General features: G+C 71.5%; 22 protein-coding genes and 1 pseudogene. 11 read left to right on the forward strand and 12 right to left on the reverse strand.

Annotated elements, in window-relative coordinates:
- Positions 1–40 precede the first annotated feature (40 nt).
- Together DEJ47_RS33850 and DEJ47_RS33855 are read right to left on the reverse strand one after the other, a co-directional pair.
- Positions 41–457, reverse strand: coding sequence for a CBS domain-containing protein (locus DEJ47_RS33850; RefSeq protein ID WP_150174936.1), 417 nt, complete (start codon positions 455–457; stop codon positions 41–43).
- A gap of 138 nt (positions 458–595) precedes the next feature.
- Positions 596–1072, reverse strand: coding sequence for a DUF1348 family protein (locus tag DEJ47_RS33855; RefSeq protein WP_150174938.1), 477 nt, complete (start codon positions 1070–1072; stop codon positions 596–598).
- A gap of 152 nt (positions 1073–1224) precedes the next feature.
- Between DEJ47_RS33855 and DEJ47_RS33860 the strand changes: the two genes are divergently transcribed.
- A complete protein-coding gene (locus DEJ47_RS33860; RefSeq protein ID WP_150174940.1) occupies positions 1225–1806 on the forward strand; it encodes a TetR/AcrR family transcriptional regulator in 582 nt (193 codons plus the stop codon).
- Between the two features lie 27 nt (positions 1807–1833).
- A complete protein-coding gene (locus DEJ47_RS33865) occupies positions 1834–2280 on the forward strand; it encodes a nitroreductase/quinone reductase family protein (RefSeq protein ID WP_150174942.1) in 447 nt (148 codons plus the stop codon).
- A 114-nt stretch (positions 2281–2394) separates the two neighbouring features.
- Here the strand turns inward: DEJ47_RS33865 and DEJ47_RS33870 are convergent, their stop codons facing one another.
- Positions 2395–3285 carry a glycoside hydrolase family 19 protein gene (locus DEJ47_RS33870; protein ID WP_150174944.1) on the reverse strand — a complete coding sequence of 297 codons (891 nt, stop codon included), beginning with the start codon at positions 3283–3285 and terminating at the stop codon, positions 2395–2397.
- Between the two features lie 220 nt (positions 3286–3505).
- Here DEJ47_RS33870 and DEJ47_RS33875 point away from each other — a divergent pair, with 220 nt between their 5' ends.
- From DEJ47_RS33875 to DEJ47_RS33900, 6 genes are all read left to right on the forward strand, one after another.
- Positions 3506–4270 (forward strand): FadR/GntR family transcriptional regulator, encoded by a 765-nt coding sequence (locus DEJ47_RS33875; RefSeq protein ID WP_150174946.1) that lies wholly within the window; start codon positions 3506–3508, stop codon positions 4268–4270.
- The gene (locus DEJ47_RS33880; protein WP_202459245.1) at positions 4263–5546 is read left to right on the forward strand and encodes a CynX/NimT family MFS transporter; all 1284 of its coding nucleotides are present in this window, start codon (positions 4263–4265) and stop codon (positions 5544–5546) included. The genes DEJ47_RS33875 and DEJ47_RS33880 overlap by 8 nt, the downstream gene beginning before the upstream one ends.
- 72 nt (positions 5547–5618) lie before the next feature.
- Positions 5619–6476, forward strand: a complete 858-nt coding sequence (locus DEJ47_RS33885) for a GNAT family N-acetyltransferase (protein WP_150174948.1) — start codon at positions 5619–5621, stop codon at positions 6474–6476.
- Between the two features lie 90 nt (positions 6477–6566).
- Positions 6567–8468, forward strand: coding sequence for an ABC transporter ATP-binding protein (locus DEJ47_RS33890; RefSeq protein WP_161237194.1), 1902 nt, complete (start codon positions 6567–6569; stop codon positions 8466–8468).
- 109 nt (positions 8469–8577) lie between these two features.
- Positions 8578–9780: a metallophosphoesterase gene (locus tag DEJ47_RS33895; RefSeq protein ID WP_150174950.1), complete on the forward strand. Its 1203-nt coding sequence runs from the start codon at positions 8578–8580 to the stop codon at positions 9778–9780.
- Positions 9781–9837: 57 nt separating this feature from the next.
- A complete protein-coding gene (locus DEJ47_RS33900) occupies positions 9838–10191 on the forward strand; it encodes a DUF6479 family protein (RefSeq protein ID WP_161237192.1) in 354 nt (117 codons plus the stop codon).
- A gap of 12 nt (positions 10192–10203) precedes the next feature.
- Here DEJ47_RS33900 and DEJ47_RS33905 read toward each other — a convergent pair whose 3' ends face one another.
- Positions 10204–12735: an ATP-dependent Clp protease ATP-binding subunit gene (locus tag DEJ47_RS33905; RefSeq protein ID WP_150174952.1), complete on the reverse strand. Its 2532-nt coding sequence runs from the start codon at positions 12733–12735 to the stop codon at positions 10204–10206.
- A 224-nt stretch (positions 12736–12959) separates the two neighbouring features.
- On the opposite strand from DEJ47_RS33905, the gene DEJ47_RS33910 reads away from it, so the two are divergent.
- Complete coding sequence (locus DEJ47_RS33910; protein ID WP_150174954.1) at positions 12960–13985, forward strand: DNA topoisomerase IB; 1026 nt, start codon at positions 12960–12962, stop codon at positions 13983–13985.
- A gap of 101 nt (positions 13986–14086) precedes the next feature.
- Here the strand turns inward: DEJ47_RS33910 and DEJ47_RS33915 are convergent, their stop codons facing one another.
- The 6 genes from DEJ47_RS33915 to DEJ47_RS33935 all read right to left on the reverse strand — a co-directional run bounded on the left by DEJ47_RS33915 (position 14087) and on the right by DEJ47_RS33935 (position 18561).
- Positions 14087–14590 carry an SPW repeat protein gene (locus tag DEJ47_RS33915; protein WP_223828600.1) on the reverse strand — a complete coding sequence of 168 codons (504 nt, stop codon included), beginning with the start codon at positions 14588–14590 and terminating at the stop codon, positions 14087–14089.
- A gap of 327 nt (positions 14591–14917) precedes the next feature.
- Positions 14918–15274 carry an SDR family oxidoreductase gene (locus tag DEJ47_RS37185; protein WP_223828780.1) on the reverse strand — a complete coding sequence of 119 codons (357 nt, stop codon included), beginning with the start codon at positions 15272–15274 and terminating at the stop codon, positions 14918–14920.
- Complete coding sequence (locus DEJ47_RS37190) at positions 15178–15558, reverse strand: hypothetical protein (protein WP_223828601.1); 381 nt, start codon at positions 15556–15558, stop codon at positions 15178–15180. Before DEJ47_RS37190 ends, DEJ47_RS37185 begins: the two co-directional genes overlap by 97 nt.
- Before the next feature lie 132 nt (positions 15559–15690).
- The gene (locus DEJ47_RS33925) at positions 15691–16113 is read right to left on the reverse strand and encodes a CBS domain-containing protein (RefSeq protein WP_223828602.1); all 423 of its coding nucleotides are present in this window, start codon (positions 16111–16113) and stop codon (positions 15691–15693) included.
- Between the two features lie 177 nt (positions 16114–16290).
- Positions 16291–17232: a maleylpyruvate isomerase family mycothiol-dependent enzyme gene (locus DEJ47_RS33930; RefSeq protein ID WP_150174955.1), complete on the reverse strand. Its 942-nt coding sequence runs from the start codon at positions 17230–17232 to the stop codon at positions 16291–16293.
- A 516-nt stretch (positions 17233–17748) separates the two neighbouring features.
- Entirely contained in the window at positions 17749–18561 is an 813-nt protein-coding gene (locus tag DEJ47_RS33935; RefSeq protein WP_150174956.1) for an SAM-dependent methyltransferase, read from the reverse strand.
- Positions 18562–18744: 183 nt separating this feature from the next.
- Between DEJ47_RS33935 and DEJ47_RS33940 the strand changes: the two are divergent.
- Positions 18745–20417, forward strand: a pseudogene (locus DEJ47_RS33940) (SMI1/KNR4 family protein).
- 39 nt (positions 20418–20456) lie between these two features.
- A complete protein-coding gene (locus tag DEJ47_RS33945; protein ID WP_150174957.1) occupies positions 20457–21341 on the forward strand; it encodes a glycosyltransferase family 2 protein in 885 nt (294 codons plus the stop codon).
- 52 nt (positions 21342–21393) lie between these two features.
- Here the strand turns inward: DEJ47_RS33945 and DEJ47_RS33950 are convergent, their stop codons facing one another.
- Positions 21394–22887 carry a vanadium-dependent haloperoxidase gene (locus DEJ47_RS33950; RefSeq protein WP_223828603.1) on the reverse strand — a complete coding sequence of 498 codons (1494 nt, stop codon included), beginning with the start codon at positions 22885–22887 and terminating at the stop codon, positions 21394–21396.
- A gap of 158 nt (positions 22888–23045) precedes the next feature.
- Positions 23046–24680: an amidohydrolase gene (locus DEJ47_RS33955; protein ID WP_150174959.1), complete on the reverse strand. Its 1635-nt coding sequence runs from the start codon at positions 24678–24680 to the stop codon at positions 23046–23048.
- Positions 24681–24848 lie beyond the last annotated feature (168 nt).

A 24848-nucleotide genomic window follows, 5' to 3' on the forward strand; every position in this document is an offset into this window, starting at 1 on the left:
CCGACCCAGGTGTCGGGGCATGCCGAAGGCGGCCGGACGGTCAGTCCGTGGAGAGGGCCTCCAGGAGCTGACCCGCCTTGGGGTCGCTCAGCGCGCGGGCGGCGTCGGCGAGCGCGACCATGCCCACCAGGGAGTGGCCGTCGATCACGGGCAGGCGCCGCACCTTGTGTGCGGTCAGGGTCGCGAAGACCTCGTCGACGCTGTCGTCCGCGCCGATGGTCACGGCCTCGCCCTGCGCGAGCTCACCCACGGTGACCTTGGAGGGGTCCTTGCCCTGCCCGAGGACCTTGACGACGATGTCGCGGTCGGTGAGGACGCCCTTGAGCCGGTTGTCGGTCCCGCAGATGGGCAGCGCCCCGACACCGAGCTCGGTCAGCTTGGCGGCGGCCTGGAGTATGGTGTCCTCGGCGCCTGCGCACTCCGCGCCAGGGGTCATGATGTCGCGTGCGGTGGTCATGTGGACCTCCTTGCCGATGGGCGGACGGCCCGGCTTCGGCACCGTTCTCCGGACCGAGCCGCTGTCGCCGACCGGGTGCCCACTGTGAGTGGGGGAAACACGCGGGCTGTCCGACCCGCCGCCGATTCCGGGTGAGGCTCAGAGGCCGAGGTCGGTGAGGCCGGGGTGGTCGTCCGGGCGGCGACCGAGCGGCCAGTGGTAGAGGCGGTCGCTCTCTTGGATGGGCACGTCGTTGATGCAGGCGTGGCGGGTGTGCATCAGGCCGTCTCCGCCGAACTCCCAGTTCTCGTTGCCGTACGACCGGTACCAGTGGCCCGAGTCGTCGTGCCACTCGTAGGCGAAGCGCACCGCGATGCGGTGGCCGTCGTGTGCCCACAGTTCCTTGATGAGCCGGTAGTCGAGTTCGCGGTCCCACTTGCGCGACAGGAAGCCGACGATGGCCTCGCGCCCGGTGACGAACTCCGCGCGGTTGCGCCAGCGCGAGTCCTCGCTGTAGGCGAGGGCCACTGTGCGGGGGTCACGGCTGTTCCAGCCGTCCTCGGCGAGGCGGACCTTCTCGATGGCGGTCTCCCGCGTGAAGGGCGGTACGGGCGGTCGCACGGCGTCGGCGGTCATGGCTCGCTCCTTGCTGCTCCGTGGAGAACGGGCGTTCTCCGTGCAGGGCCGTCACGATAGGAGAACGTGCGTTCTCGCGCAACGGTGCAGCGGGGTCCGCACCCGTAGTACGGTGGGAGAACGTACGTTCTCAACCCTGGCGGGGAGCCCTGATGGAGCACGCAGAAGCGGAGACCCGCCTGCTCGACGCCGCCGAGCGGCTCTTCTACGAACGCGGCGTCCAGTCCGTCGGCATGGACCAGGTCCGCACCGCGTCGGGCGTCTCCCTCAAGCGGCTCTACCACCTGTTCCCGTCCAAGTCGGAGCTGGTGCGGGCCTGCCTGGAGCGCCGTGACCGGCGCTGGCGCGGACGCCTCGCGGCATACGTCGACGAGGCGCACGGGAGGGACGGCGGCGAGGAACGCGTCCTCGCGGTCTACGACTGGCTGTACGCGTGGTTCGCCGAGCCGGACTTCCGCGGCTGCGCGTTCGTCAACTCCTTCGGCGAACTCGGTGCCGTGGACCCCGGTGTCGCCGAGACCGTCCGTGCGCACAAGGCCGCCTTCCGGGAGTACGTGGCCGGGCTCGCGGCGGACGCGGGCGTGCCGGAACCCGCCGTCGGCCCCCTCGTCCTGCTCGCGGAAGGTGCCATGACGGCCGCCGCGATCTCGGGCTCCCCGGAACCGGCCCGCCAAGCCCGTGCCGGTGCCGCCCAGTTGCTGGCCGCGTCGAAGGCGCAGGTCCCCGCGTCGTAGGCTCCGACCTCGACATGAGGAGGGGCGATGGGCAAGGCGTACCGCATGACGGTCGGCACGCGCATGATCAACCGGGTGTTCCACGCGATGACCCGGCGGGGGATCGGCAAGGCGTACCGCTACAACCTGTCCGTGCGCGGCAGGAAGTCCGGACGGGTGTACTCCACGCCCGTCGACGTGATGTCGTCCGGCGGCGAACGGTGGCTCGTCGCCGCCTACGGAGTGAGTCAGTGGGTGCGCAACGCGCGCGCGGCCGGACAGGTCGGTCTCAGCCGGGGCGGCAGGTCGGAGACGGTGCGGGTGGTCGAGCTCGGCCCGGCGGAGAGTGTGCCGGTGCTGCGCCAGTACTGGCGGGACGTGCCGGTGACGCGGCCCTACTTCGATGTGACGGGTGAGTCGACGGACGAGGAGTTCGCCGACGAGGCTGCGCGGCATCCGGTGTTCCGGCTGGAGCCGCCGGAGCCCATGGCGTGACGGCCGTGGTGCCGGGCCCCGAAGTGAAGTGCCGGGCGGGCGCGGAGGGTTGCGCCCGCCCGGCGGCGGGGGTGCGCGCGGCGTCGGAGGGGGTGCCGCGCGCGGGGAGGGGTGTCAGCAGCTCAGGTTGTTGCCCGGTGTGGTGCCCAGGATCTGGGTGAAGGACTTGTAGCGGTCGATGCGGCTCTGGACCTGGGCGGGGTTGCCGCCGTTGCATTCCAGGGTGCCGTTGATGGCGCGGATGGTCTCACCGAAGCCGGCGCCGTTGACCATGGCGTTGTGCGCGGTCATGGTGCCGGGGCCGTTCTGCGTGTTCCAGTACCAGAGGCCCGTCTGCCAGGCGATGGCCGGGTTCTGCTCGACCAGGTAGGGGTTGTTGAGCAGGTCGATGCCGAGCGCGTCGCCCGCGGCCTTGTAGTTGAAGTTCCAGCTGAGCTGGATCGGGCCGCGTCCGTAGTAGGCGGCCTGTCCCGCCGGACAGCCGTAGGGCTGGGTCTTGTCGCAGTAGTGCGGGTAGTTGTTCTGGTTCTGCTCGACGACGTACTTCAGGCCGCCCGTCTCGTGGCTGACGTTGGCGAGGAACGCCGCCGCCTCCTGGCGCTTCACGGTGTCGCTGCCGGTGTTCGCGAAGGCCGGGTAGGACTTGAGGGCGTCGGTCAGGCCCTTGTACGTGTAGAACGAGTTCCGGCTCGGGAACATCTGGTTGAACTGGGCCTCGCTCACGACGAAGCCGGACGGGTCGGGGTTGCCCGGACCCGTGCCGCCGCCGCAGGTGCCCTGGTCGGCCCAGACGTCGGAACGGCCGGGCGTCTCGTTCTGGGTCCACCACTTGGCGGTCCAGTTGTGTCCGTTGTACGAGGCGGACTTGCCGCCCGTGTAGACGGAACCGGAGCTCCAAGGGGCGGCGCACTCGGCGGCGGACGCGGAGGTCGCGGCCGGGCCCAGGACGATCATCGCGCCGAGCGCGGCGAGCGCGGCGGTGAAGCTGGTGAGGCGTTTGATCATGCCAACTCTCCTTGTGGCGGCGGGGTTTGCGGGGCCACGCCGTCGATGGGGGTGTCGCGACTCAAGCGAAAATGGTCTGGACCTGTCAAGGTCTAGACCAAACTCCGCGAGTAAAACCTGCCCGCGCGCCGTTTGACAGGCGGAAACATGGGATGTTCCGATGTCTGTAAACATGGGATGTTCCCATGTCCCCCGTGTCCAGTAGAGAAGGTGCCGAACGATGCCGCTGCGCAGCGCCGCCCGGACCAACCTGGTCGACCTCGTCATCGCCCAGATGGAGAGCCTCATCGGCGACGGCGAGTGGAAGGTCGGCGAGAAGATCCCGGCCGAGCCGCTCCTCGTCGAGCAGCTCGCCGTGGGCCGCAACACCGTGCGCGAAGCCGTGCGCGCCCTCGTGCACACCGGCATGCTGGAGCCCCGCCAGGGCGACGGCACCTATGTGCGGGCGGACAGTGACTTCGGCGCGGCCGTGCAGCGCAGGCTGCGCCGGGCCGGAGTCCTGGAGGCGTACGAAGTACGTGCCTCGCTGGAGCGCGACGCCGCCCGGTACGCCGCGGAGCGCCGCACCGACGAGGACCTCGCCACGCTGCGCGCCGCGCTCGCGGAGCGCAGTCTCGCGTGGGAGAGCGGGAACATCACCGCGTTCGTCGACGCGGACATGGCCTTCCACCGCACGGTCGCCGACGCGGCGCACAACAGCGTCCTCGCCGAGCTCTACGGGCACCTCAGCGACGCCCTGCGCACCACGGTCCAGTCCGTCATCGGCGCGCCCGTCCCGGACTCCGTCCGCCACCAGCGCGAAGGGCACCAGGCGATCGTCGACGCCATCGAGGCGCGCGACCCCGAGGCCGCGGAGGCCGCGGTGCTCGCCCACCTCAACGAAGGCATGGCCGCCCTGCGCGAACACCCGCAGACCCGGCCGGACACCGAAGCCCTCGGCGACACCCCCCACAGCGACGAATCAGGAGCACCACATCATGAGTGAGGCAGCACCGGCGCCCACCGAGGCCGCACCCTCCGGCGCCACCGAGGCGCCGCCGGGCCCCGCTTCCGTCCCCGCCCCCGCCACGCCCCCCACGGCCGGGCGCCACGCCCTCTACCTCGCCCTCGGCGTCGTCCTGCTCGCCCTCAACCTGCGCCCCGCGCTCGTCGCCGTCTCCCCGCTCGCCGACACCATCCGCGACGACAGCGGCATGTCGGCCGCCGCGACCAGCCTCCTCACCGCCCTGCCGCTGCTCTGCTTCGGCCTGCTCGCGCCCGTCGCGCCCCGCCTCGGCCGCCGTTTCGGCATGGAGCGGTCCCTGTTCGGCACCATGGCCCTGATCTGTGCGGGCACGGCCCTGCGGCTGCTCGACTCGGTCGTCGCGCTCTTCGCGGGCACCGTCGTCATCGGCGCCGGCATAGCCGTCGCCAACGTGCTGCTGCCCGGCCTCATCAAGCGCGACTTCCCGGCGAAGGCGGGCCTGATGACGGGCCTGTACTCGATGTCGCTGTTCGGCGGCGCCGCCCTCGCAGCCGGTGTCACACTGCCCGTGCAGCAGGCCAGCGGCATGAACTGGCGCACGACCCTGGCCTGTTGGGGTGCTCTCGCGGTCGTCGCGCTGCTCGTGTGGCTGCCGCAGCTCCGCTCGCGTACCCGGGTCGGCGCGGCGGCGGCACGGCAGGCCGCCCACCCCGTACGCGGCCTGTGGCGCTCCCCGCTCGCCTGGCAGGTCACCGCGTACATGGGCCTGCAGTCCCTCAACTACTACGCGGCCGCCGCCTGGCTGCCCACCGTGTTCCAGGACGCCGGCATGGCACCGGGCGACGCGGGCTGGATGCTCTCCTTCTCCTCGCTGCTCGGCATCGCGGGCTCCTTCCTCGCACCGGTGATCGTCGGCGGCAGGCTCCGGTCGGGGACGCTCGCCGCGCTCGGCGCCGTCCTCTGCGCACTCGGTTACGCAGGTCTCCTCGCCGCTCCGGTCGGCGGCGCCTACCTCTGGATGACGCTGCTCGGCCTCGGCCAGGGCGCGGCCATCAGCCTGGCGCTGCTGTTCATCGTGCAGCGGGCGCCCGACGCACGGCACGCGGCGCAACTCTCCAGCATGTCCCAGTGCTTCGGGTACATCCTCGCCGCCACGGGACCCACCCTGCTCGGCGCCGTCCACGACGTCTCGCACAGCTGGACCGTGCCGCTCGTGCTGCTGCTCGTCCTGCTGGTCCCGCAGGTCGTGGCGGGACTCGGCGCCGCGCGCGACCGTCATGTGGCGGGCATCGGCTGACGTCCGCTCGGGCAGGATGCACCCGGTGCGGCTCTCCACGGCCCACCGTGTCGGATCGAGAAGGGTGCAGCGATGACGGATTCGGCCCCCGGGCGGCTCGTGATCTCACGGGCGACGCCCGACGACTGGCGCGTGGTGACGGAGTGGGCGGCGGACGAGGGCTGGAACCCCGGCCTCGCCGACGCCTCCTCCTTCCACGCGCAGGACCCGGAAGGGTTCTTCCTGGGGCGCCTCGACGGTGAACCCGTCTCCGCGATCTCCGTGGTCAACTACGGCGACGACTACGCCTTCCTCGGCCACTACCTGGTCCGCCCCGATCAGCGGGGCCGCGGCCTGGGCCTCGCCACCTGGCGGGCGGGCCTCGCGCACGCCGAGGGCAGAACCGTCGGTCTGGACGGCGTGCCGGACCAGCAGGACAACTACCGCCGCTCCGGCTTCGAGCGACGGCACGGAACACTGCGCTACACCGGCCCGCTTCCCGTGGTCGACCTGCCCGACCGGCACGTACGCCCCGTCGAGGCCGCGGGTCTGCGGGCTCTCACGGCGTACGACAGCGCCTGCCTGCCCGCCGACCGCCCCCGCTTCCTCGCGTCCTGGCTCGCCGCGCCGGGCCACCGCGCCCTCGCCCGCATCGTCGACGGCCGACTGACCGGATACGGAGTGCTCCGCCAGGGCCGCGACGCCCGCCGCGTGGGACCGCTGTTCGCGGACACCCGCGCCGACGCCGAAGCGCTCCTGGACGCGCTGGCCGCCGAGGCGGACGGCGCCCCCGTCGCCATGGACGTGCCCGAGTCCAACCCGGAGGCCGTGGCGCTCGCGGAGGCACGCGGCATGAAGCCCACCTTCGACACGGCCCGCATGTACACGGGCCCGGTCAGGGAGTACGCGGAGGCCCGGGTCTTCGGCGTCACGTCGCTGGAACTCGGCTAGCCGCGCAGCGAACGGGCGGTGGGTTCTCGGGGCGGTTCGTCGTTCCCGAAAGGTTGACCTCAAGTTTAGTTGAGGTTCTAACCTTCCCGTATGAGCATGGAAACGACCGCGTGGACGCAGATGTACAGCGTCATGAACGCCCAGCAGGACCGCCGCCCGTTCGCCCGGGCCACCTTGCGCCGCATCGGCGCCTTCGCGCGGCCCCACCGCCGACGCATCTGGCAGTTCGTGCTGCTGAGCGTCCTCACCGCGCTGCTCGCGGTGGCAACTCCCGTACTGGCGGGCAACGTCGTGACCGCCATCGTGTCGGGCTCCGACTCCTCGACCGTCGTGAACTACGCCCTGCTCATCGCGGGGATCGCGCTCGCCGAGGCCGGTCTCGGGCTGCTCAGCAGGTGGCTGTCGGCGAACCTCGGCGAAGGGCTGATCCTCGATCTGCGCACCGCCGTCTTCGACCACGTGCAGCGCATGCCCGTCGCCTTCTTCACCCGCACCCGCACGGGCGCACTGGTCAGCCGCCTCAACAACGACGTGGTCGGCGCGCAGCGGGCGTTCAGCAACACGCTGTCCGGCGTCGTCGGGAACGTGGTGACACTCGTCCTGACCCTCGTCGTCATGCTGACGCTCTCCTGGCAGATCACCCTGCTCGCGCTGGTGCTCCTGCCGGTCTTCGTGATCCCCGCACGCCGCATGGGCACGCGCATGGCCAGGCTGCAGCGCGAGGCCGCGCACCACAACGCCGCCATGGGCACCCGCATGACGGAGCGCTTCTCGGCGCCCGGCGCCACCCTCATCAAGCTCTTCGGGCGGCCCGGCGACGAGTCGGCGGAGTTCGCCGCGCGGGCCCACCGGGTCCGGGACATCGGCGTACGCACCGCGATGGCACAGTCCGCGTTCATCACCGCCCTCACCTTGGTGTCGGCTCTCGCACTGGCGCTCGTCTACGGCCTCGGCGGGTACTTCGCGCTCGAGGGGTCGCTGAAGCCGGGCGCCGTCGTCTCGCTCGCCCTGCTGCTCACCCGGCTCTACGCGCCCCTGACCTCACTGGCCGGCGCGCGGGTCGAGGTGATGAGCGCGCTCGTCAGCTTCGAGCGGGTCTTCGAGGTCCTCGACCTGAAGCCGCTCATCGAGGAGAAGAAGGACGCGGTGCCGGTGCCCGACGGGCCCGTCGCCATCGAGTTCGACGACGTCCGATTCGGTTACCCCGCCGCCGACAAGGTCTCCCTCGCCTCCCTCGAAGAGGTCGCCTCGCTCGACACCCGCGGCGGCGACGAAGTCCTGCACGGCCTCTCCTTCCGCGCCGAGCCGGGCCAGACCGTCGCCCTCGTCGGCTCCTCCGGAGCGGGCAAGTCGACCATCGCGCAACTCCTGCCCCGCCTGTACGACACCGACGCGGGCGCCGTCCGCATCGGCGGCGTCGACGTCCGGGACCTGTCCGCCGAATCGATGCGGGCCACGCTGGGCATGGTCACGCAGGACGGCCACCTCTTCCACGAGTCCGTACGCGACAACCTGCTCCTCGCCAGGCCCGACGCGACCGAGGACGAGTTGTGGGACGTCCTGCGCCGCTCCCGCCTCGAAGACCTCGTACGCTCCCTGCCCGACGGTCTGGACACGGTCGTCGGCGAGCGCGGATACCGGCTCTCCGGCGGCGAGCGCCAGCGGATGACCATCGCACGGCTGCTCCTCGCCGGGCAGCGGGTCGTCATCCTCGACGAGGCGACGGCGCACCTCGACAACACCTCGGAGGCCGCCGTCCAGGAAGCCCTCGCGGAAGCGCTCGAAGGCCGCACCGCCGTGGTGATCGCCCACCGGCTCTCCACGGTGCGCTCCGCCGACCAGATCCTCGTCGTCGAGGCCGGACAGATCGTCGAACGCGGCACGCACGACGAACTCCTCGCTCTCGACGGACGCTACGCGGAGCTGTACCGGACGCAGTTCGCCAAGGGCACGGGGACGGTGGACCCCTCGGACGTGGTGGAGGCGGCCTGAGGGACGAAGGGGGACGGCACCGCCACAAATGATCACCCGTGGCCATTCGTCCACCAGGAGTTCATCGGTTCCCCACCATCGGCCCGCCTGCCCGTGAGAGAAACCCTCCATGTGCGATGACGAGCTGATACCACCGAGCGCGGACCTGACCGAAGAGCAGTGGCTGCGGGCCGAACCGGCCCTGGCGGAAGGGCCGGTGGGGGAGCGGGTCCGGGAGATGCGGGCGCCGCGGCGCCGGACCGTGCTGGGCGGCGTGGTGGCGGGAGCGGCGGCGCTGACCGTCCTCCAGGGCGGCGAACGGCCCGCCGCGGCCGCCGCCCGGACCGACAGGTTCCCCCTGCCGACCGCCACTAACCGCGCGGGGGAGTACGCGGTGCTCCTCACCGGCGACGCAGGCACGGGCGACGAGGCCCAGCACGCGGTGGCCGCCGCGGCCCGCGAGGTGTGCCGCGCCGAGGGCGTCGGCCTCGCGGTCGGCCTCGGCGACAACATCTACGAGAACGGCCCCGAGTCCGCCGACGACTCGGAGTTCCGCACCAAGTTCGAGGACCCCAACTCCGGTCTGGACATGCCGTGGCTGATGGTCCTCGGCAATCACGACTGCTCAGGACTGATTCCCGGCAGCGGCGGCGACCCCTCCCGCGGTGACCGCGAGGTCGCCTACGCCCAGGCCTCCCGCCGCTGGTACATGCCGAGCCGCTACTACAACGTCGCCCTGCCCGCCCGGCCCGGCGACGGCAGCGACCCGGTGGTCGAGTTCTTCGCGATCGACACCAACCCCGTCTCGTCGTACGTCGCACAGCTCGACCCGCGCTACTACTGGAACGGCCCCTACATGCGCGAGCAGCGCGCCTGGCTGGACGGCGCCCTCAAGGCGTCGCGGGCCCGCTGGAAGATCGTGCTCGGCCACCACCCGTACCTCAACAACGGCAAGCACGGCAGCGCCGGATCGTACGACGGCTTCGTGATCGGAAACTACACGAGCGGCATCCACCTCAAGGAGCTGTACGAGGAGGTGGTGTGCGGACGCGCCGACCTGATCCTGTCCGGGCACGACCACACCCTGCAGATCCTGGAGCCGACGGCCCGCACCCGCGGCACCCGCCAGATCGTGTGCGGCGCCGCGGGCAAGGCGGGCGACGGCAAGGCCCACTTCCGCCACCCCGCCACCTGGCAGAACTTCTCCGATCACGGCTTCATGATCCTGAAGGTCTCCGGGGGTGCGATGACCGTCGAGGCGTACACGGTGGACGTCACCACCCGCACCGCACGTCTCGCCCACCGCATGCGCACGACCTCACAAGCAGGGTAAAAGCCGCGAAAAGGGCGATTCGAGCTACTTTTCGAGCTGGGCGGGTACACCTCCTCTATGGAACCTATGGAACTGGCTGTCAGCCATACCGCGGCCCTGCTGATGTGGGTCGCCGGCCTCGTCGTGGTCGGCGTGCTCCTGACCGCCTTCTTCTGGGGCCGACGCGCCCAGGCGCGCGAGACACGGACGGTGAGCCCCGAGGAACAGCCGAAACGGCCGTACGACGGGCCCGTACGGGAGGAGCGGGAGTACCGCGAGCCGGACGAGATGCCGCACGACGGGCGCCGCCTCCTGCCGCACGAGCTCCACAACGGGTACGGCAGGTCCAGCACGCATCCCAGCGACTCGCAGGACCCGGACGACCACAGGAAGGGCAACAGCGGCAGCTTCGGCAGCGGCGGTCTCGGCTAGCCCGCGAAGCCGTCACCCCACCGCCGACCCCGACGCGACCCGCATGTCCAGCGCGTCGTCGACGACATCGACCGTGACCCGGCTGCCCGCGGTGAGCCCGCCGTCCAGGAGCAGCCGGGACAGCCGGTTGTCGACCTCGCGCTGGATCGTGCGGCGCAGCGGCCGTGCACCGTACTCCGGCTGGTGACCCCGCCGGGCCAGCCAGTCCACCGCCTCCGCCGTGAACTCGATGGTGACGTCCTGCGCACGCAGCCTGCGCCGGGTCTCCTCCAGGAGCAGATCCGTGACCTGCCGCAGCTGCTCGCCCGTCAGCCGCCGGAAGATGACGATCTCGTCGATGCGGTTGAGGAACTCGGGCCTGAAGTGCTCGCGCAACGGCCGCAGCACCTGCTCGCGCCGCGCCTCCTCGTCGGCCTCCGACCCGTCGGCCCGGAAACCGAGCGTCGCACCCCGGCCCGTGAGCGCCTCCGAGCCGAGGTTGCTCGTCATCACGATGACGGTGTTGGTGAAGTTCACCGTCCGGCCCTGCGCGTCGGTCAGCCGCCCGTCGTCGAGGACCTGGAGCAGCGTGTTGAACACGTCGGGGTGTGCCTTCTCCACCTCGTCGAGCAGCAGCAGCGAGTACGGGTGACGGCGCACGGCCTCGGTGAGCTGCCCCGCCTCCTCGTGCCCCACGTAACCGGGCGGCGCCCCGACGAGCCTGCTGACGGTGTGCCGCTCCTGGAACTCGCTCATGTCGAGCCGGACCATCCGCTCCTCACTGCCGAACAGCGCCTCTGCCAGCGCCCGCGCCAGTTCCGTCTTGCCGACGCCGGTCGGGCCGAGGAAGAGGAAGCTCCCGATGGGCCGGTCGGGGCTCGACAGACCCGAGCGTGAGCGCAGGACCGCCTCCGCGACGGCGCTGACCGCTTCCTCCTGCCCGACGACCCGCTCGTGCAGATGCTCCTCCAGGCCGAGCAGCCGGTCCCGCTCCTCCTGCGTGAGCGTGCTCACCGGAATGCCCGTCTGCCGCGACACCACCTCCGCGATGTCCTCGGAGTTCACCTCGACGATCCGCCCGTCACCCGGCGCACGGCTCCGCCCCTCCTCGATCCTGCGGGCCAGATCGGCGACGCGGTCCCGCAGCTCGGTGGCCCGCTCGTACTGCTCCGCCGCCACCGCCTGGTCCTTGTCCCGGGTGAGCTGCTCCATCTCGCGCTCGAGCGCCCGTACGTCCGTGCCCTTGGTACTGGCCCGCAGCCGAACCCGCGCCCCCGCCTGGTCCATCAGGTCGATCGCCTTGTCCGGCAGGAAACGCTCGGTCAGATAGCGGTCCGACAGCTCCACGGCGGCGAGCAGCGCCTCGTCGGAGTACCGCACCTGGTGGTGGGCCTCGTAGCGGTCGCGCAGGCCGCGCAGGATCTCCACCGCGTCCGCGGCCGTCGGCTCCGCGACCAGGATCGGCTGGAAGCGGCGGGCCAGCGCCGCGTCCTTCTCGATGTACCGCCGGTACTCCTCCAGCGTGGTCGCCCCGATGACGTGCAGCTCACCCCTTGCGAGCGCGGGCTTGAGCATGTTGCCCGCGTCCATCGACCCGCCCTCGGAACCCCCGCCGCCGGCCCCGACCACGGTGTGCAGCTCGTCGATGAAGACGATCACTTCGTCCGAGTTGGCGCGCACCTCCTCGATGATGCCGTTCAGCCGCTCCTCGAAGTCACCGCGGTAACGGGTGCCCGCCACCACGCCCGACAGGTCCAGGGCGATGACGCGGCGGTCCGCGAGGGTCTCCGGCACGTCGCCGTCGGCGATCCGCTGGGCGAGACCCTCCACGACGGCGGTCTTGCCGACGCCCGCGTCCCCGATGAGCACCGGATTGTTCTTGCCGCGCCGGGACAGCACCTCGATGGTCTGTTCGATCTCCTCCTCACGGCCGATGACCGGGTCCACGCCGCCCTCGGCGGCCCGCGCGGTCAGATCCCGACCGAACTGGTCGAGGGTGGGCGTGGCCGTGCCGCTGGAGCCGTTCTGACGCTGCTCGGCCGGGCCGGTGCGGCCCTGCGGCTGCTGCGGGGCCGTGCCGGGGTCGAAGCGCGCCGCGTTGAGGATGTGCCCCGCCGCCGAGTCGGGGTTGGCCGCCAGCGCCATCACGATGTGCTCCGGGCCGATGTACCCGGCACCGACCGCACGGGCCACCTCGTGCGCGTCGAGCAGCGCCCGCTTGACGGCCGGGGTCAGCGCGACCGCCTGGGTGGGCACGGCGCCTTCCGTCTCGGCGGAGTGCCGGTCGATCTCCTCGGCGATCTGCTCGGGATCGGCCCCCGAGCGCGCGACCAGACCGCGCGTCGGCTCGATGGTCAGCGCCGCCCGCAGCAGGTGCTCCGTGTCGAGGTTGCTCTTGCCGTGCTCCGCCGCGTACGACGCCGCAGCGGCCACCAGCTCCCGTGCGGGACCGCTCATGAGCCTGCCGATGTCGATCTGCCGTCGCCCGCTGCCCAGGAAACGCGCGAAGAGCGCTCCGAAGGGGTCCTGCCCGAATCCCTCGGGCCCGATGAAACCGCTGCTCATCAGCCGTCCGTTCCGGCGTCCCGGCCCACCGGGACAGCCTTGTGCGTGATCGTGTCGTGTCCGCCGCTCCGGGTGCCCATCCGTCACCCCTGTCCCTCCTGGCGTCCCGGATCGCTGCTCCGCTCTCCGATCGTCGCCCGTCGCGGACCGGGGCGCCCGCGGCGCACTGCGCCGAACGGGCTGATCCGGGGTCTGGTGCCACGCTTTGGGGGCACTCCTGGGACATGGGTGAGAAGCGGCGGCTGCGCACGAGCCACATCGACGGGCCCGGCATCACCCGCGTCCGTTCAGGACGCGGATTCCGCTACAAGGACGCCTCGGGCCGCCCCGTCACCGATCCCGCGGAGAAGAAGCGCCTGCAGGAGCTCGTCATCCCGCCGGCCTGGCAGGACGTCTGGATCTGCCCGTGGCCCAACGGACACCTCCAGGCCGTCGGCACCGATGCCGCGGGCAGACGCCAGTACCTGTACCACCCGCAGTTCCGCGAACGGCAGGAGGCGGCGAAGCACGAACACGTCCTCGAGGTCGCCGCCGCGCTCCCCGAGGTGCGCGCACACGTGGCGGAGGACCTCGCGGGCCGAGGCCTCAGCCGCGACCGCGTGCGGGCCTGCGCCGCCCGCCTCCTCGACCTCGGCTTCTTCCGCATCGGCAACGAGTCCTACCGGCGGGACAACGGCACGTACGGACTCACGACCCTGCTCAAGGAGCACGTCACCTGCCGACGCGGCGAGGTCTCCGTCACGTACCCGGCGAAGTTCTCCAAGACGATGACGCGCGCGCTCGTCGACCCGCCCGCCTGCAAGGTCCTGCGCGCCCTGCTGCGCCGCGACAGCGCGGGCCCGCGGCTGTTCACCTATTGGCAGGGCGGCTCCTGGCACGAACTGCAGGCCGCCGACCTCAACGACTACCTGCGGGACCGCGCGGGCACCGACATCACCGCGAAGGACTTCCGCGTCTGGCACGGCACCGTCCTGGCGGCGGTCGCCCTCGCCGTGTCGGCGCAGGTCGCCGACGAGTCGAAGGCGGCGCGCAAACGCGCCGTCACCCGGGCGGTCCGCGAGGTCAGTGAGTACCTCAGCAACACACCTGCCGTCTGCCGTGCCTCGTACATCAACCCGCGCGTCATCGAACTCTTCGAGGAGGGACGCACGATCGCCGACGCCCTCGACCGGCTCGGCGACGGCGCCACGTTCGGCCGCCCGGCCACGCAGGGGGCCGTGGAGGAGGCGGTGCTGCGCCTGCTGAGCTGAGTTGCCTCGTCCGCGGCAGCACCTCGGCAGGAGCGTCTCGCGGCAGCGCCCCGCGGCAAATGTGCCGCGGGGCGCCGTGCTGGAGGGATTAGGGCCGCCGGTCAGTCATGACCGGCGCGGCTCATGTCCCTCCTGCCTTTCCGGATGTTCTTTCCGTGTGCCGCCTTCGACTTGTCTCCCGCCCGTGCGGCCGCGCCGGCGGCCAGGGCGAGGAGGGCAGCCACAGCACCGGTGACGACGTTGTTCCACACCGTCGTCGGGGTGGTGGCGTCACCGCGGATGACCCAGGGCGCGACGATCGTCCAGACGCCCAGCGCGCAGGCGGCCCACGCCATGCCGTGGGTGCGCTCGTAGGCCCGGCCGAAGCCGCCGCTCATCAGGAGCGCGTACGCGATGCCGACGATCAGGTTGACGATCGACAACCGCTGGAACTGGTTGAAGCCGGCGATCCAGGGAGACGCGGCCAGATAGAGACCCGTGAGGAAGGCCAGCGCGTCGATGGCCTGCGCCTTGGGTGTGCTTGCCGCACGTTCGGCACTCTCGTGCCGGGCGCGCATGTCGACGATGTCGGGGTGCGTGTCCATGGAGGACGGTGCCCCGGACATGGGGGCATGGGCTCCGGACATCGACGACGAGGCTCCGGACGGCACTCCTGACGGCATTCCGGACGGGGACCTGGGGGACGTTGTCACTGCGTCCACCTCCAACTGATGGAAGGTGCAGGCGTGGTGGGCTCTCGGAAGAGAGACTGGCCCGGTCGAGACCGACGGGCCGCAAGGTGGGGCTTGTCACCGCTGTCGGCGGCGGAACCTTGCGTTCTCGCCCCACCAGAATACGCTCCGAACCCGAGGCGCGCTTCAGGACCGGATCCCCTGCCGCACCAGGCCGCGGCCTGCCTGTAAGGCTGCCTCCGAAGGCGTTCCGCAGCGTTGTCAGCGGAAGTCCGTGTACCCGCCGGTGGCGGCGATGGTCTCGCCGATCGTGTAGCTGGAGTCGGCGTCGCCGGCCAGGTAGACGCACGCGGGCGCGATCTCCTCGGGCTGCGCCACCCGGCCCAGCGGCGTCTGCGCCACGAGGTGCGGGGCGATGGACTTCTGACTGTTCAGGTACGCGGCGTTGCTGACCAGGATGTTGAGGCCGCCGAGCTCGTCGACGGTACGGCGCACCGTCTCGGCGCAGAAGTCCGCGTCGCTCAGGTCGCCGGGGAGCAGCAGGGTCCTGCGCCCCAGCGCGTTGATCTCCTGCTCGATCTGCTGAGCGTCCGACTCCTCCTCGGGGAGGTGGTCGATGCCGACGTCGGCGCCCCTCGTGCGTAGAGCAGCGCGACCGCCCAGCCGATGCTGGAGTCGCCGCCCGTGATGAGCGCGACCTTCCCGGCGAGCTTGTCCGCCGGCCGGTAGTCAGGGGCTTGGTAGCGGGGCGCGAGTTCCATCTCGGACTCGAGCCCCGGGCGCCGCGGACGCTGCACCGGATAGGGCGGGAAGAGCTCGTCCGAGACCTGGGCGGAGGTGGAGGCTGCGTTGGGCGCGCCGTTCGCGGTGTCGTTCGTGGTGCCGTCGGTCGTGTCCCGCATGCGGAGAAACTCCCGTGAGGTGGTGCGGGTGCGGGTGTGGGTGCGGATACGCGTGCGGGGGTGAGACCCGGTCGGTCAGTCGGTCAGTCGGTCCGTCGATCAGTCGGGCCCGCCCGTCAGACGGTCCGCCTGTCAGTCCGTCGAGAGCGCCTCGATGAGCCGCCCGGCTTCGGGCGCGTCGAGGGACTTCGCCGCGTCCGCGAGGGCGACCATGCCGACCAGGTCGGTGCCGTCGATCACGGGGAGGCGCCGCACCTTGTGCCGGGTCATGGTCTCGAAGATCTCGTCCACCCCGTCGTCCGCGCCGATCGTGACGGCTTCCCCCTGCGCCAGGGTGCCCGCCTCCACCTCCGCCGCATCGAGCCCCTTGCCGAGGACCTTCACGGCGATGTCCCGGTCGGTCACGACGCCGACGAGCCGGTTGTTCTCGCCACAGACCGGCAGGGCGCCCACCTCCCATTCGGTCAGCTTGCGCGCCGCGTCGAGCGCGCTTTCATGCGCCTGTACGCACTGGGCGCCGCCGGTCATGATGTCGCGTGCCGTCGTGGTGGCCATGGTGATACACCGTCCCGTCTCTGTGTCCGGATGCTCCGGTACGTCCCTTGTGCCGGAGGCTGTCCATTTCGGGTGACCGACTCGGGCACCGTCGAAACGGGATGGACGGAAGTTCCTTCGAGTTCCTCGCGGGGTGGGGCGGGGCGGGCGGCCGACGCCGGAACGAGGCCGGGTCCGTCAGTGGATGATCGAGACGATCCGGCACGCGGCTGCGGCGAGTTCGCGGTCACCGTCGATGTGGGCGCGTGCCAGCGCGGTGTCCGGGGCGATGCCTCGGGTGCACAGCCGCCAGGCGGTCTCCGCGTCCAGACGGACGAGCGCGGCGGGGTGGGTGGGAGAGGCGGGGGAGGCGGAGGAGGTGCGGGCGGTGGGAGTGGGACGTGTGGTGTTCGGTGCGGTGGGGGTGGGACGTGTGGTGCTCGGTGCGGTGGCGAGGGTCCAGTGTTCCTCCGCGGCGGCCACGGTCCACGTACCGCCGGCCGGGCCGTCGATCTGCATCTGGATCCGCGTACCGACCGGCGCGGCGACGTCGCGCAGGGTGTGGGGCAGCGCCCGCATGAACGTGTCCAGGACCAGGGCCAGAGGCCGCGGGTCGTGGTCGGTCTCCTGCCCGACGGCGTGCCGGATCTGCTGCCGGTGGGTCCAGAACTCCGTGAAGTCGCGGGCGCTGTCCAGCCACATCGGCGCGGGATCGACACCTGCCCAGGACACGCCCAGGGAAGGCGCCTCGGGGTCGGCGGCCTCGAAGAACCGGGCGACCTGTCGGCCGATCAGGTCGAGCGTGTCGGTGAGCGCGGCCGGGCTGACCCGGGAGAGGGCGTCCACCCATTCCTGGTTGATGCGGTGGATGAACGCTTCGAGGGTCTCACCGGGCGCGAAGGCGGGCCCTTCCCGATGCCCGTCGCGGTCGCGGCCGAGACGCCCGTAGAAGTCCCCCAGAAGGTGCGCGGCGACATCCCGCACGGTCCACCCGGGCACCGCCTCCAGGCCCCAGTCGGCGGGCGACAGGCCGTGCAGGGTGTCCATGAGCGCGGCGTGCTCGGGGGCGAAAAGGGGGCGGGCGTCGATGGGGGAGCCGAGCCAGGAACGGTCCGGCGTGCCGCTGCGCAGGGAATCCATCCCCCGAGTCTGCCGATCGAGCACAGTGCCGACCAAGAGTTTTCCCCCGCGCTTCGGATCCGGGCGGGTGGCCGCCGGATTCGAGGCGCGGGGGAGCGGAGCGGTGACATCAGGGAGTCGCGGCGCCGGCCCTCCCGCTCCCGTCAGGGCCTCCTCAGGGCCCCCTCAGGGTTCCCGTCAAAGGTCCCGTGAGCGGGTCAGCCGCTCACGAGCCCGACATCGCGTCGCCGAACACGGGGTCCTGCCCCGACTCGCTGATCCCGACGGACGACGCCCCTAAGCTGACCGCGCCCGCGCCCGCGCCCGCGCCCGCGCCCGCGCCCGTGCCGGTGACGGCGTCGGCGGAGCCGCGCAGCACCCAGACGGCGCCGTTCCCCGGCACCCCGCTGACGGACGATCGCCCGCCCGGACGCCCGGCACTCGCCCGGACGCCCGGCAACTCGCCCGAACGCCCAGCGTTCGTCCGCACCGCCCACACCCCCCGGGAGGGCCCGCAAGCCGCTCACCAATGCACGCTCACCGCTTGCGGGCCACCGCCCCGAACTGCGGAAGCACTTCCGCCGATTCCGACTCCGCCCGCCACCGCGAGCACGACACGAGGCCGGGAGTGAGAAGTTCCAGGCCCTCGAAGAACGCACCGATTTCCGCGCGGCTGCGGGCGGTGATCGGAGGGGTAGCGTTCTCGTTCCAGAACTTCATGGCCCCTACGTTGCCCTCGCCACCGAGGTCGGTGTCGGTGGTCGGATGGGTCATGGCGAGGTAGCTGCCGGAGGGGAGCGGGTCCATGATCCGGCGCACGATGTCGAGCGCCTGTTCCGTGTCGAGGATGAAGTTGAGGATGCCCAGCATCATGACGGCGACGGGCTGTTCGAAGTCCAGGGTCTCCGCCGCACCCTCTATGACGCTGTGCGGATGGTGGACGTCGGCGTCGATGTAGTCGGTGGCTCCCTCGGAAGTGCCGACGAGCAGGCTGCGGGCGTGAACCAGCACGATCGGGTCGTTGTCGACGTAGACGATCCGGGAATCGGGCGCGATCCGCTGGGCGATCTCGTGCGTGTTGTCCAGGGTCGGCAGCCCCGTACCGATGTCCAGGAACTGCCGCACTCCGCACTCGGCGGTCAGGAACCGCACGGCGCGGCCGAGGAACTCGCGGTCCGCGCGGGCCACGTCCCGGATGACCGGGAACATCGTGGCGACCTGTTCGCCGACCTGCTGGTCGACCTCGTAGTGGTCCTTGCCGCCGATCCAGTAGTTCCACACGCGCGCGTTGTGTGCGACCCCCGTATTCAACCTGTCCGTCACATCCGACGGTTGCAGTCTCCCGCTCACGTCTTCCCCTCTCCGCACCCACGCGCTGTCCCGGCAGCGCCGCCACCGTGGCGACGATGAACCGTGTGACCATTGTGACGGTCCCGGATCACCGGTGTACGCGCATTCGACCGAGCAACCGCTCGTGGGTGCCCGAGGAACGGACCCGGGGCGTTGTCAGTGCCGACTGGCAGCAGCAAGGACGTGACGAATACGACAGGGTCCGAGTGGCGGCCGTTTCTGCGCAGGTGAAGCGGGGAGTGGTCGGACTCTGTGCGCGAGGACGAGACGTGGACCGCCGAGGAGGAAGCCGCGCTGCGTGACCGGTGGTCGGGCTTCCCGCCCGCTTCCGAGGAGCGGATCGCAGCGATGGAGCGGCGCCTCGGGCGGCGGATGCCCCCGTCGTACCGGGAGTTCCTCCGGGTCACCGACGGATGGCAGCACGTGGGCGGGTTCGTCACGCTGCCGGCGGGGACCGCGGAAGCGCGCTGGCACGACAACGAGTCCGGGCTGGCGGACATGTTCGAGGGGTACCTGGACGAGGACTCCGGCCCCGACGAGCGACGGGAAGCGGAACTCTGGCGGCGTGGGCTGCAACTCGACGTCGAGTCCGACGGCACCTATGTCGTGCTGGACCCCGAGGATGTGGACGAGGACGGCGAGTGGGCCGTCTACACGTGGGCGGGCCGGCGGGCCGCCCCGCCCGAACGGATCGCGAACTTCGGCGAGTTCATGCGGGAGATGCACCGGGAGTTCCACCGCCTGCGGGCAAACCTTGCGGAAGGGGAGCCGGAGTTCGTCAACGACACGACGCGACAGCTGGACGCGGGGGTGGAGCAGGCCCGGCTGGACGCGTTGCGGGGCGGCTGGGAACAGGCCGAGCGGGCGCTGGACAGGGCAAAGGAGTACGGCAGGCCGCGAGCGGCCGGGATGGGCGACCAGATACGCCGACTGCTCGGGCAGACCTACAGGGTGTCCTTCGAAGGCCTGGCGAGCGACCCGCGGTACGCCCCCGATCTGGTGCCGCCACTGGTCGCCGAGCAAGCGGCGCACTCGTACAGGGACGACTCCACGCTGGAGTTCGACCTGCGGGGAGCCACTGCCGCCGTCGTCTCGCTGGCCTATGCGACGCTGGAGCAGGCGCGGAACGGCGCGTACCGGTATGCGCCGACAGGACAATTCGGGGAAGCGGTCGAACAGGCCCGGGAGTCGGCGCGGTGGGGCGACACCGACGGGGCCTGGCGGACGCTGATGGACGCCCTGCCGCTCGCAGCCGCTGGGCCCCGATCACCTGGCGCCCGTGGGATGGGTTGCGGACCCCTTGCTCGGCCCCCTGCTGACCCCGGAACGCGGCGCCGAACTGCTCTCCACCCCCAGAGGCGGCCAGACGGGCGCCACACCGCCCCGGGCGGCAGCCCTGGACCCGGACAACTTGGCGTGGCTGGCGGCCCCGGACGGGCACATGGGCCGCACCTCCTGCTGATTCCTCCTCGTCGAAGGCGTGGAGCCAGAGGACCTGCCCCGCCGTCTGGCGGACGGGACCGACGCGACGCCGGACGCCCCCGCGTTAACGTACGCCGGAGGAGAGACACACCGAACCGGCCGAATACCGCAAGCACTGAACCCGAACCGCTTCTTCGCCCCCGTGCGGGCCGCCCGGGAGCGGACGCAGGAGAAGGCAGAAGAGACGGAACGGTCCCTACTGGAAGCCATACACAACGAGTTGCGCCCACCTGCCCCGCCACGCGCTCACGACCGGACGACTGCACACGTTCACCACCCGCTCGTGGACGCGCCCGCCCGCAGACGGGGAGACATACGCCGTGATCACCATGAACTGGGAGCGGGCGGACGCAACCCCCACGACGGACGACTAGGCTCGCTGCCACCGCTGTCGTCCGAGGGGAGTCCTCGCTGTGGAGCTGCCGCGCCTCGGGGTCGTCGTCGTGACCATGGGAAACCGGCCGCGTGAGGTCGACGAGCTGCTCGCGTCGGTCGCCGAGCAGGACGCGCCGCCCGCCCGCATCGTGATCGTTGGCAACGGTTCACCGCTGCCGGACTTCCCCGGCCTGCCCGGAGAGCTGACCGTCATCGAGAACGAGGAGAACCTGGGCTGCCCCGGAGGCCGCAACACCGGTATCGCCAGGCTCCGTGAGTTCGGCGACATCGACGTCGTGGTCGAGCTGGACGACGACGGGCTCCTGGTCCAGGAGGACGTCTTCCGCCGCATCGGCGACCTGTTCGCCGCCGATCCCAAGGTGGGCATCGTCGGCTTCCGGATTGCCGACGAACATGGCGAGACGGCCCGCCGCCACATCCCCCGCCTACGTGCGAAGGACCCGATGCGGCGCGGCCCGGTGACCGCTTTCCTCGGCGGTGGACACGCCTTCGCCATGCCGATGCTGAATCGCATCGGTGACTGGCCCGCGGAGTTCTTCTTCACCCACGAGGAGACCGACCTCGCCTGGCGGGCTCTGGACGACGGATGGAAGATCCTCTACGAGCCGGAACTGCTGCTGCGGCACCCCAAGACGTCCCCGGCCCGGCACGCGGTCTACTACCGGATGACCGCCCGCAACCGGGTCTGGCTGGCCCGCCGCCGTCTGCCCGCGCTCCTCGTGCCGGTGTACCTGGGGGTGTGGATCCTCCTCACCCTCGCCCGGACACGCTCGAAGGCAGGGCTGAAGGCGTGGACGGCGGGGTTCGTCGAGGGGGTGCGCGCGCCGTGCGGAAGGCGACGTCCGATGCGTTGGAGGACGGTCTTCCGCATGGCGCGGCTCGGCAGGCCGCCGGTGATCTGAGGGTTCAGCCTCCAGGGTGGCGGGGAGCTACGAGCGGCTCCGAGGGCCGTGTTCAGAGCTTGCGCAGCTTTGTCGTGTAGACGTGGTCCGCGATCCTGTCGCCGAGGACCAGGCCGTCCTCGGCGTCCCACGGGAAGTGGACGCCGAGCCAGACCCGGCTCTGGGCGTCCTCCTCGGCGGCCTGGCTGAAGCTGGTGAACGAGCGGGACTTGATCGGGGACTGCGGCTCGTCGGTGGTCATGGTGAAGGCGATGTTGTCGTTGCCGAAGTAACGCTTCATCACCCCGGCCCAGGAGGCACCGAACGTGGCGTGTCCGGAGGCCCACGCAGGGAAGCACGGGGTGACGTTCACTCCGGCGCGCGTCTTGAGCAGCGGCTTCCAGTCGGGGTCGAGGCCGCTGTCGCGGATGGCGGAGACCGGACGCCACAGGTCGATCGGCGTCAAGTACTTCACGTCCCGCACCGCGATGCCGGCGTCCGCCATCGCGATCGAGACGAGGGCGAACAGGCGGGCGTTCTCGTACGTGGAGAGCTTGCGCTGGGTCGCGACCTCGCGCGTGGCCTGGAGGAGCTGGCCGGGCGGCTTGTACGTGCCGTCCTCGTCGTTCGCCCAGAACCAGGCCACCGCCTCCTGCTCCGGGGTCCGCTCGATCTTCGGGGTCGCCTTCGTGGGCCCGTCGGCGCCGACCGCGCGTACCGCCGCGACCTGCTGCTTGTACGCGTCGCCGGCCAGCAGTTTCTCGTAGGTGCCGTACAGACCCGGGGTCGGCGGCCGGAACTGTGAGCCCGATGTGAGCGCGAAGGGCTTGACCTTGCCCCAGAACGGCGTGACGGCCTGGCTGTCCCGGGTACAGCCGGGGTCGACCATGTCGGGGTAGCTGGTGGGCCGCCAGGCGCCGGGCTTGTTGTCCGCCACATACACCTGGTCGTTGTCGGAACCGTCCCCGTTGCGGGCGTCCCGCATCTGCTTGACCATCGGCCCGACGATCGTGGTGTCGAGCAGGTCGAAGCCGGTCGGCTCGGTGCCGAACCGCTCCCGGAACCGGGCGTCGAGGTAGTTGGTCTGCGACGGATAGAGCCCGAGCAGGATGTTGTAGGCCGTACGGCCGACGACCCGCTCCTCCTCGTCGGGGCCCTCGATCCAGCCCGCGTACTTCTCGGCGCGGATGTAGGGCTCGGAAGTGATCTTGCCCTTCCACTTGAGCTGGTACGAGGACTCCGCGTCGTAGATGGCCGCGTTCAGCATCGCGGCGGCTCTGGACATCGGACCCGGACCGCCGCCCTCTCTTCGTACGACCTCCATGAGCACGTCGTTCCAGAAGTGCACCGGGTCCGCGATGGTCTGCGGCGGCAGCGCCGCGGGGGCGGGCCGCGGTGGCGCGGCGAGGGCCGGTTGCGGCAGCGCGGTCAGCGTCGTGCCTGCTGCGGCCAGGACCGCCGCCACCGCCAGGGCCCCGCGCCGGCGTACCGCCCGCCGACCGGTGACGGTGCGTTTCCCGGTGATGGTGCCGGTGCGGTCGGCGGTGACGGTGCGGTGGTCATTCACGGTTCGTTCGTTCCTGGGCATGGCCGATCCCTTCGCCCTCAACTGCCGTGGCGCCACCAAACGGTGGCGGCGAGATCCTCGCCCCGGCGCGTTGTTGCAGGACGTCACTCCCGGCGGAATGACCGGCCCCGAGCGGCTGCTTGGCCAAAACCCGGCGGCTACGCCCCGAGGTGATCCTCCTGATGGGTCACCCTGCCGTCGACCACCGTCAACCGGACCGGTACGTCCGCGAGTTCGGTCGCGGGCACCTCGGCAGGGTTCTCGGCGAACACGGACAGATCCGCCCGGAAGCCGACGGCAAGGGCCCCCGACTCCCGCTCCTCACCGGCCGCGTACGCCGCGTTGACCGTCATCGCCCGCAACGCCTCAAGCCCGGTCAGCGCCTGCTCGGGGCCGTGCGGTGGCAGGGACAGGTCGCGGCTGGGGCGGCGGTGCCGGGCACCGGCCATGACGGCGAGCGGCGGATAGGGAGCGATGGGCCAGTCCGAGCCGAGGACGACCCGCGCCCCCGCGTCCCACAGGTCACGGCACCGCCACGCCCGCCCGGCCCGCTCCTCGCCGAGCCGCCGCGACCAGTTGTCCGTGTGGTCGGCCCTGGTGAAGTCGCAGCAGTGCGTGGGCTGCATCGAGGCGACGACACCGAGCTCGGCGAACCGGCGGACCGTGTCGTCCGGCACCGTCTCGATGTGCTCGACGCGGTGTCGTACGCCCGCCGGCGCGTCGCCGCGCGCCTTCTCGACGGAGTCGAGGACGTGCCGCACCGCCGCGTCGCCGATGGCGTGCGTCGCGGTCTGCACACCGGCGCGGTGCAGCTCGCCGATGACATGGGTGTACGCGGCGGGGTCGGGCCAGAACGCGTGCGTGGACTCACCGTGGCAGTCGGGCCGCTCGAGCCATGCGGTGCCGTTGTCGACGGTACCGTCCATGAACAGCTTCACCCCGGCCACCCGCCACAACGTCCCCCGGTTTCCCTGGAGTTCGATGAGGTGGCGCACCGTCTCGGCGTCGGCGCCGGGCTGGCACCACGGTGCCACGCGGAGCCGCAACGGGAGCTCACCGGTCGCGTCGAGGTCGGCGTAGAGCGCGAGACTGTCGCCGTTCGCGTCCATCGCGTGGCCGCCGGTGAGCCCGGCGGCGGCCATCGCGTACAGCGCCCGCGCGAGCCGCGCGCGCTGCTCGTCGCGCGTCGCCTGCGGGGCGGCCCGTTCGACGAGTTCGCAGGCGGCGTCCTCCAGGAGGAGACCGGTGGGCCTGCCCTGCGCGTCGCAGACGATCTCGGCCGCCTGGTCGAAGGTGCGCGGACCGTCGACTCCGGCGAGTTCCAGGGCGCGGGGGCTCGCGAGGGTCGAGTGGGCGTCGAAGAGCTGCAGCAGCGCGGGTACGTCGTCGAGGACGGGGGCGAGCGCGGCGGCCTCGATGGGCCGGTCGCCGAACACGTTCGGGTCGAGCCCCCAGGCGCGCAGCCACGCCCCGGGCGCGAGGTCCCGCTTGGCCCCGGCGAGCGCCGCGCGCACGTCGTCCAGGTCGGCACAGCCGGAAAGGTCGAGTCCGTCGGTGAGTTCGGCGCCGTGCACGGGGTGCAGGTGGCCGTCGACGAGGCCCGGCGTCACGACGGAACCCTTGAGGTCGATGGTCCGGGTGCGGGGCCCGGCGAGGGCACGCATGTCCCGGTCGTCGCCGAACGCGACGATCCGCCCTCCGGCCACGGCGAGGGAGGTGTGCGGCAGGAGGTCTCCGACGCCCGGGTCGAGGAGACGGGCGCCGAGAAGAACGAGGTCGGGGTCGGGACGCATGCGGATTCCTGTTCTGGTGACTTCTTCTGCTGGGCTTCGGGGCCTGGGGGAAGGATGAGGGGCGGGGCCTGGCGGGTCACGGGCGATGGTGGCGGGGGCGGGGCGGTCGGTTCCAGGCGGGGCAGAGGGCGCACGAGATGTCCGGCCCCACGGTTCGCGGGGCCGAGC

This window comes from Streptomyces venezuelae (assembly GCF_008642355.1).
Taxonomy (GTDB): Bacteria; Actinomycetota; Actinomycetes; order Streptomycetales; family Streptomycetaceae; genus Streptomyces; species Streptomyces venezuelae_B.

Excerpts from the sequence above, each read along its gene's own strand:
- DEJ47_RS33850 (WP_150174936.1), bottom strand. The coding sequence starts at position 457 with ATGACCACCGCACGCGACATCATGACCCCTGGCGCGGAGTGCGCAGGC.
- DEJ47_RS33930 (WP_150174955.1), bottom strand. The coding sequence starts at position 17,232 with ATGGATTCCCTGCGCAGCGGCACGCCGGACCGTTCCTGGCTCGGCTCC.
- DEJ47_RS33875 (WP_150174946.1), top strand. The coding sequence starts at position 3,506 with ATGCCGCTGCGCAGCGCCGCCCGGACCAACCTGGTCGACCTCGTCATC.
- DEJ47_RS33955 (WP_150174959.1), bottom strand. The coding sequence starts at position 24,680 with ATGCGTCCCGACCCCGACCTCGTTCTTCTCGGCGCCCGTCTCCTCGAC.
- DEJ47_RS33905 (WP_150174952.1), bottom strand. The coding sequence starts at position 12,735 with ATGAGCAGCGGTTTCATCGGGCCCGAGGGATTCGGGCAGGACCCCTTC.
- DEJ47_RS33860 (WP_150174940.1), top strand. The coding sequence starts at position 1,225 with ATGGAGCACGCAGAAGCGGAGACCCGCCTGCTCGACGCCGCCGAGCGG.
- DEJ47_RS33890 (WP_161237194.1), top strand. The coding sequence starts at position 6,567 with ATGAGCATGGAAACGACCGCGTGGACGCAGATGTACAGCGTCATGAAC.
- DEJ47_RS33925 (WP_223828602.1), bottom strand. The coding sequence starts at position 16,113 with ATGGCCACCACGACGGCACGCGACATCATGACCGGCGGCGCCCAGTGC.
- DEJ47_RS33855 (WP_150174938.1), bottom strand. The coding sequence starts at position 1,072 with ATGACCGCCGACGCCGTGCGACCGCCCGTACCGCCCTTCACGCGGGAG.
- DEJ47_RS33865 (WP_150174942.1), top strand. The coding sequence starts at position 1,834 with ATGGGCAAGGCGTACCGCATGACGGTCGGCACGCGCATGATCAACCGG.
- DEJ47_RS33895 (WP_150174950.1), top strand. The coding sequence starts at position 8,578 with ATGTGCGATGACGAGCTGATACCACCGAGCGCGGACCTGACCGAAGAG.
- DEJ47_RS37190 (WP_223828601.1), bottom strand. The coding sequence starts at position 15,558 with ATGCGGGACACGACCGACGGCACCACGAACGACACCGCGAACGGCGCG.
- DEJ47_RS33900 (WP_161237192.1), top strand. The coding sequence starts at position 9,838 with ATGGAACCTATGGAACTGGCTGTCAGCCATACCGCGGCCCTGCTGATG.
- DEJ47_RS33910 (WP_150174954.1), top strand. The coding sequence starts at position 12,960 with ATGGGTGAGAAGCGGCGGCTGCGCACGAGCCACATCGACGGGCCCGGC.
- DEJ47_RS33880 (WP_202459245.1), top strand. The coding sequence starts at position 4,263 with ATGAGTGAGGCAGCACCGGCGCCCACCGAGGCCGCACCCTCCGGCGCC.
- DEJ47_RS33915 (WP_223828600.1), bottom strand. The coding sequence starts at position 14,590 with ATGTCCGGGGCACCGTCCTCCATGGACACGCACCCCGACATCGTCGAC.
- DEJ47_RS33870 (WP_150174944.1), bottom strand. The coding sequence starts at position 3,285 with ATGATCAAACGCCTCACCAGCTTCACCGCCGCGCTCGCCGCGCTCGGC.
- DEJ47_RS33885 (WP_150174948.1), top strand. The coding sequence starts at position 5,619 with ATGACGGATTCGGCCCCCGGGCGGCTCGTGATCTCACGGGCGACGCCC.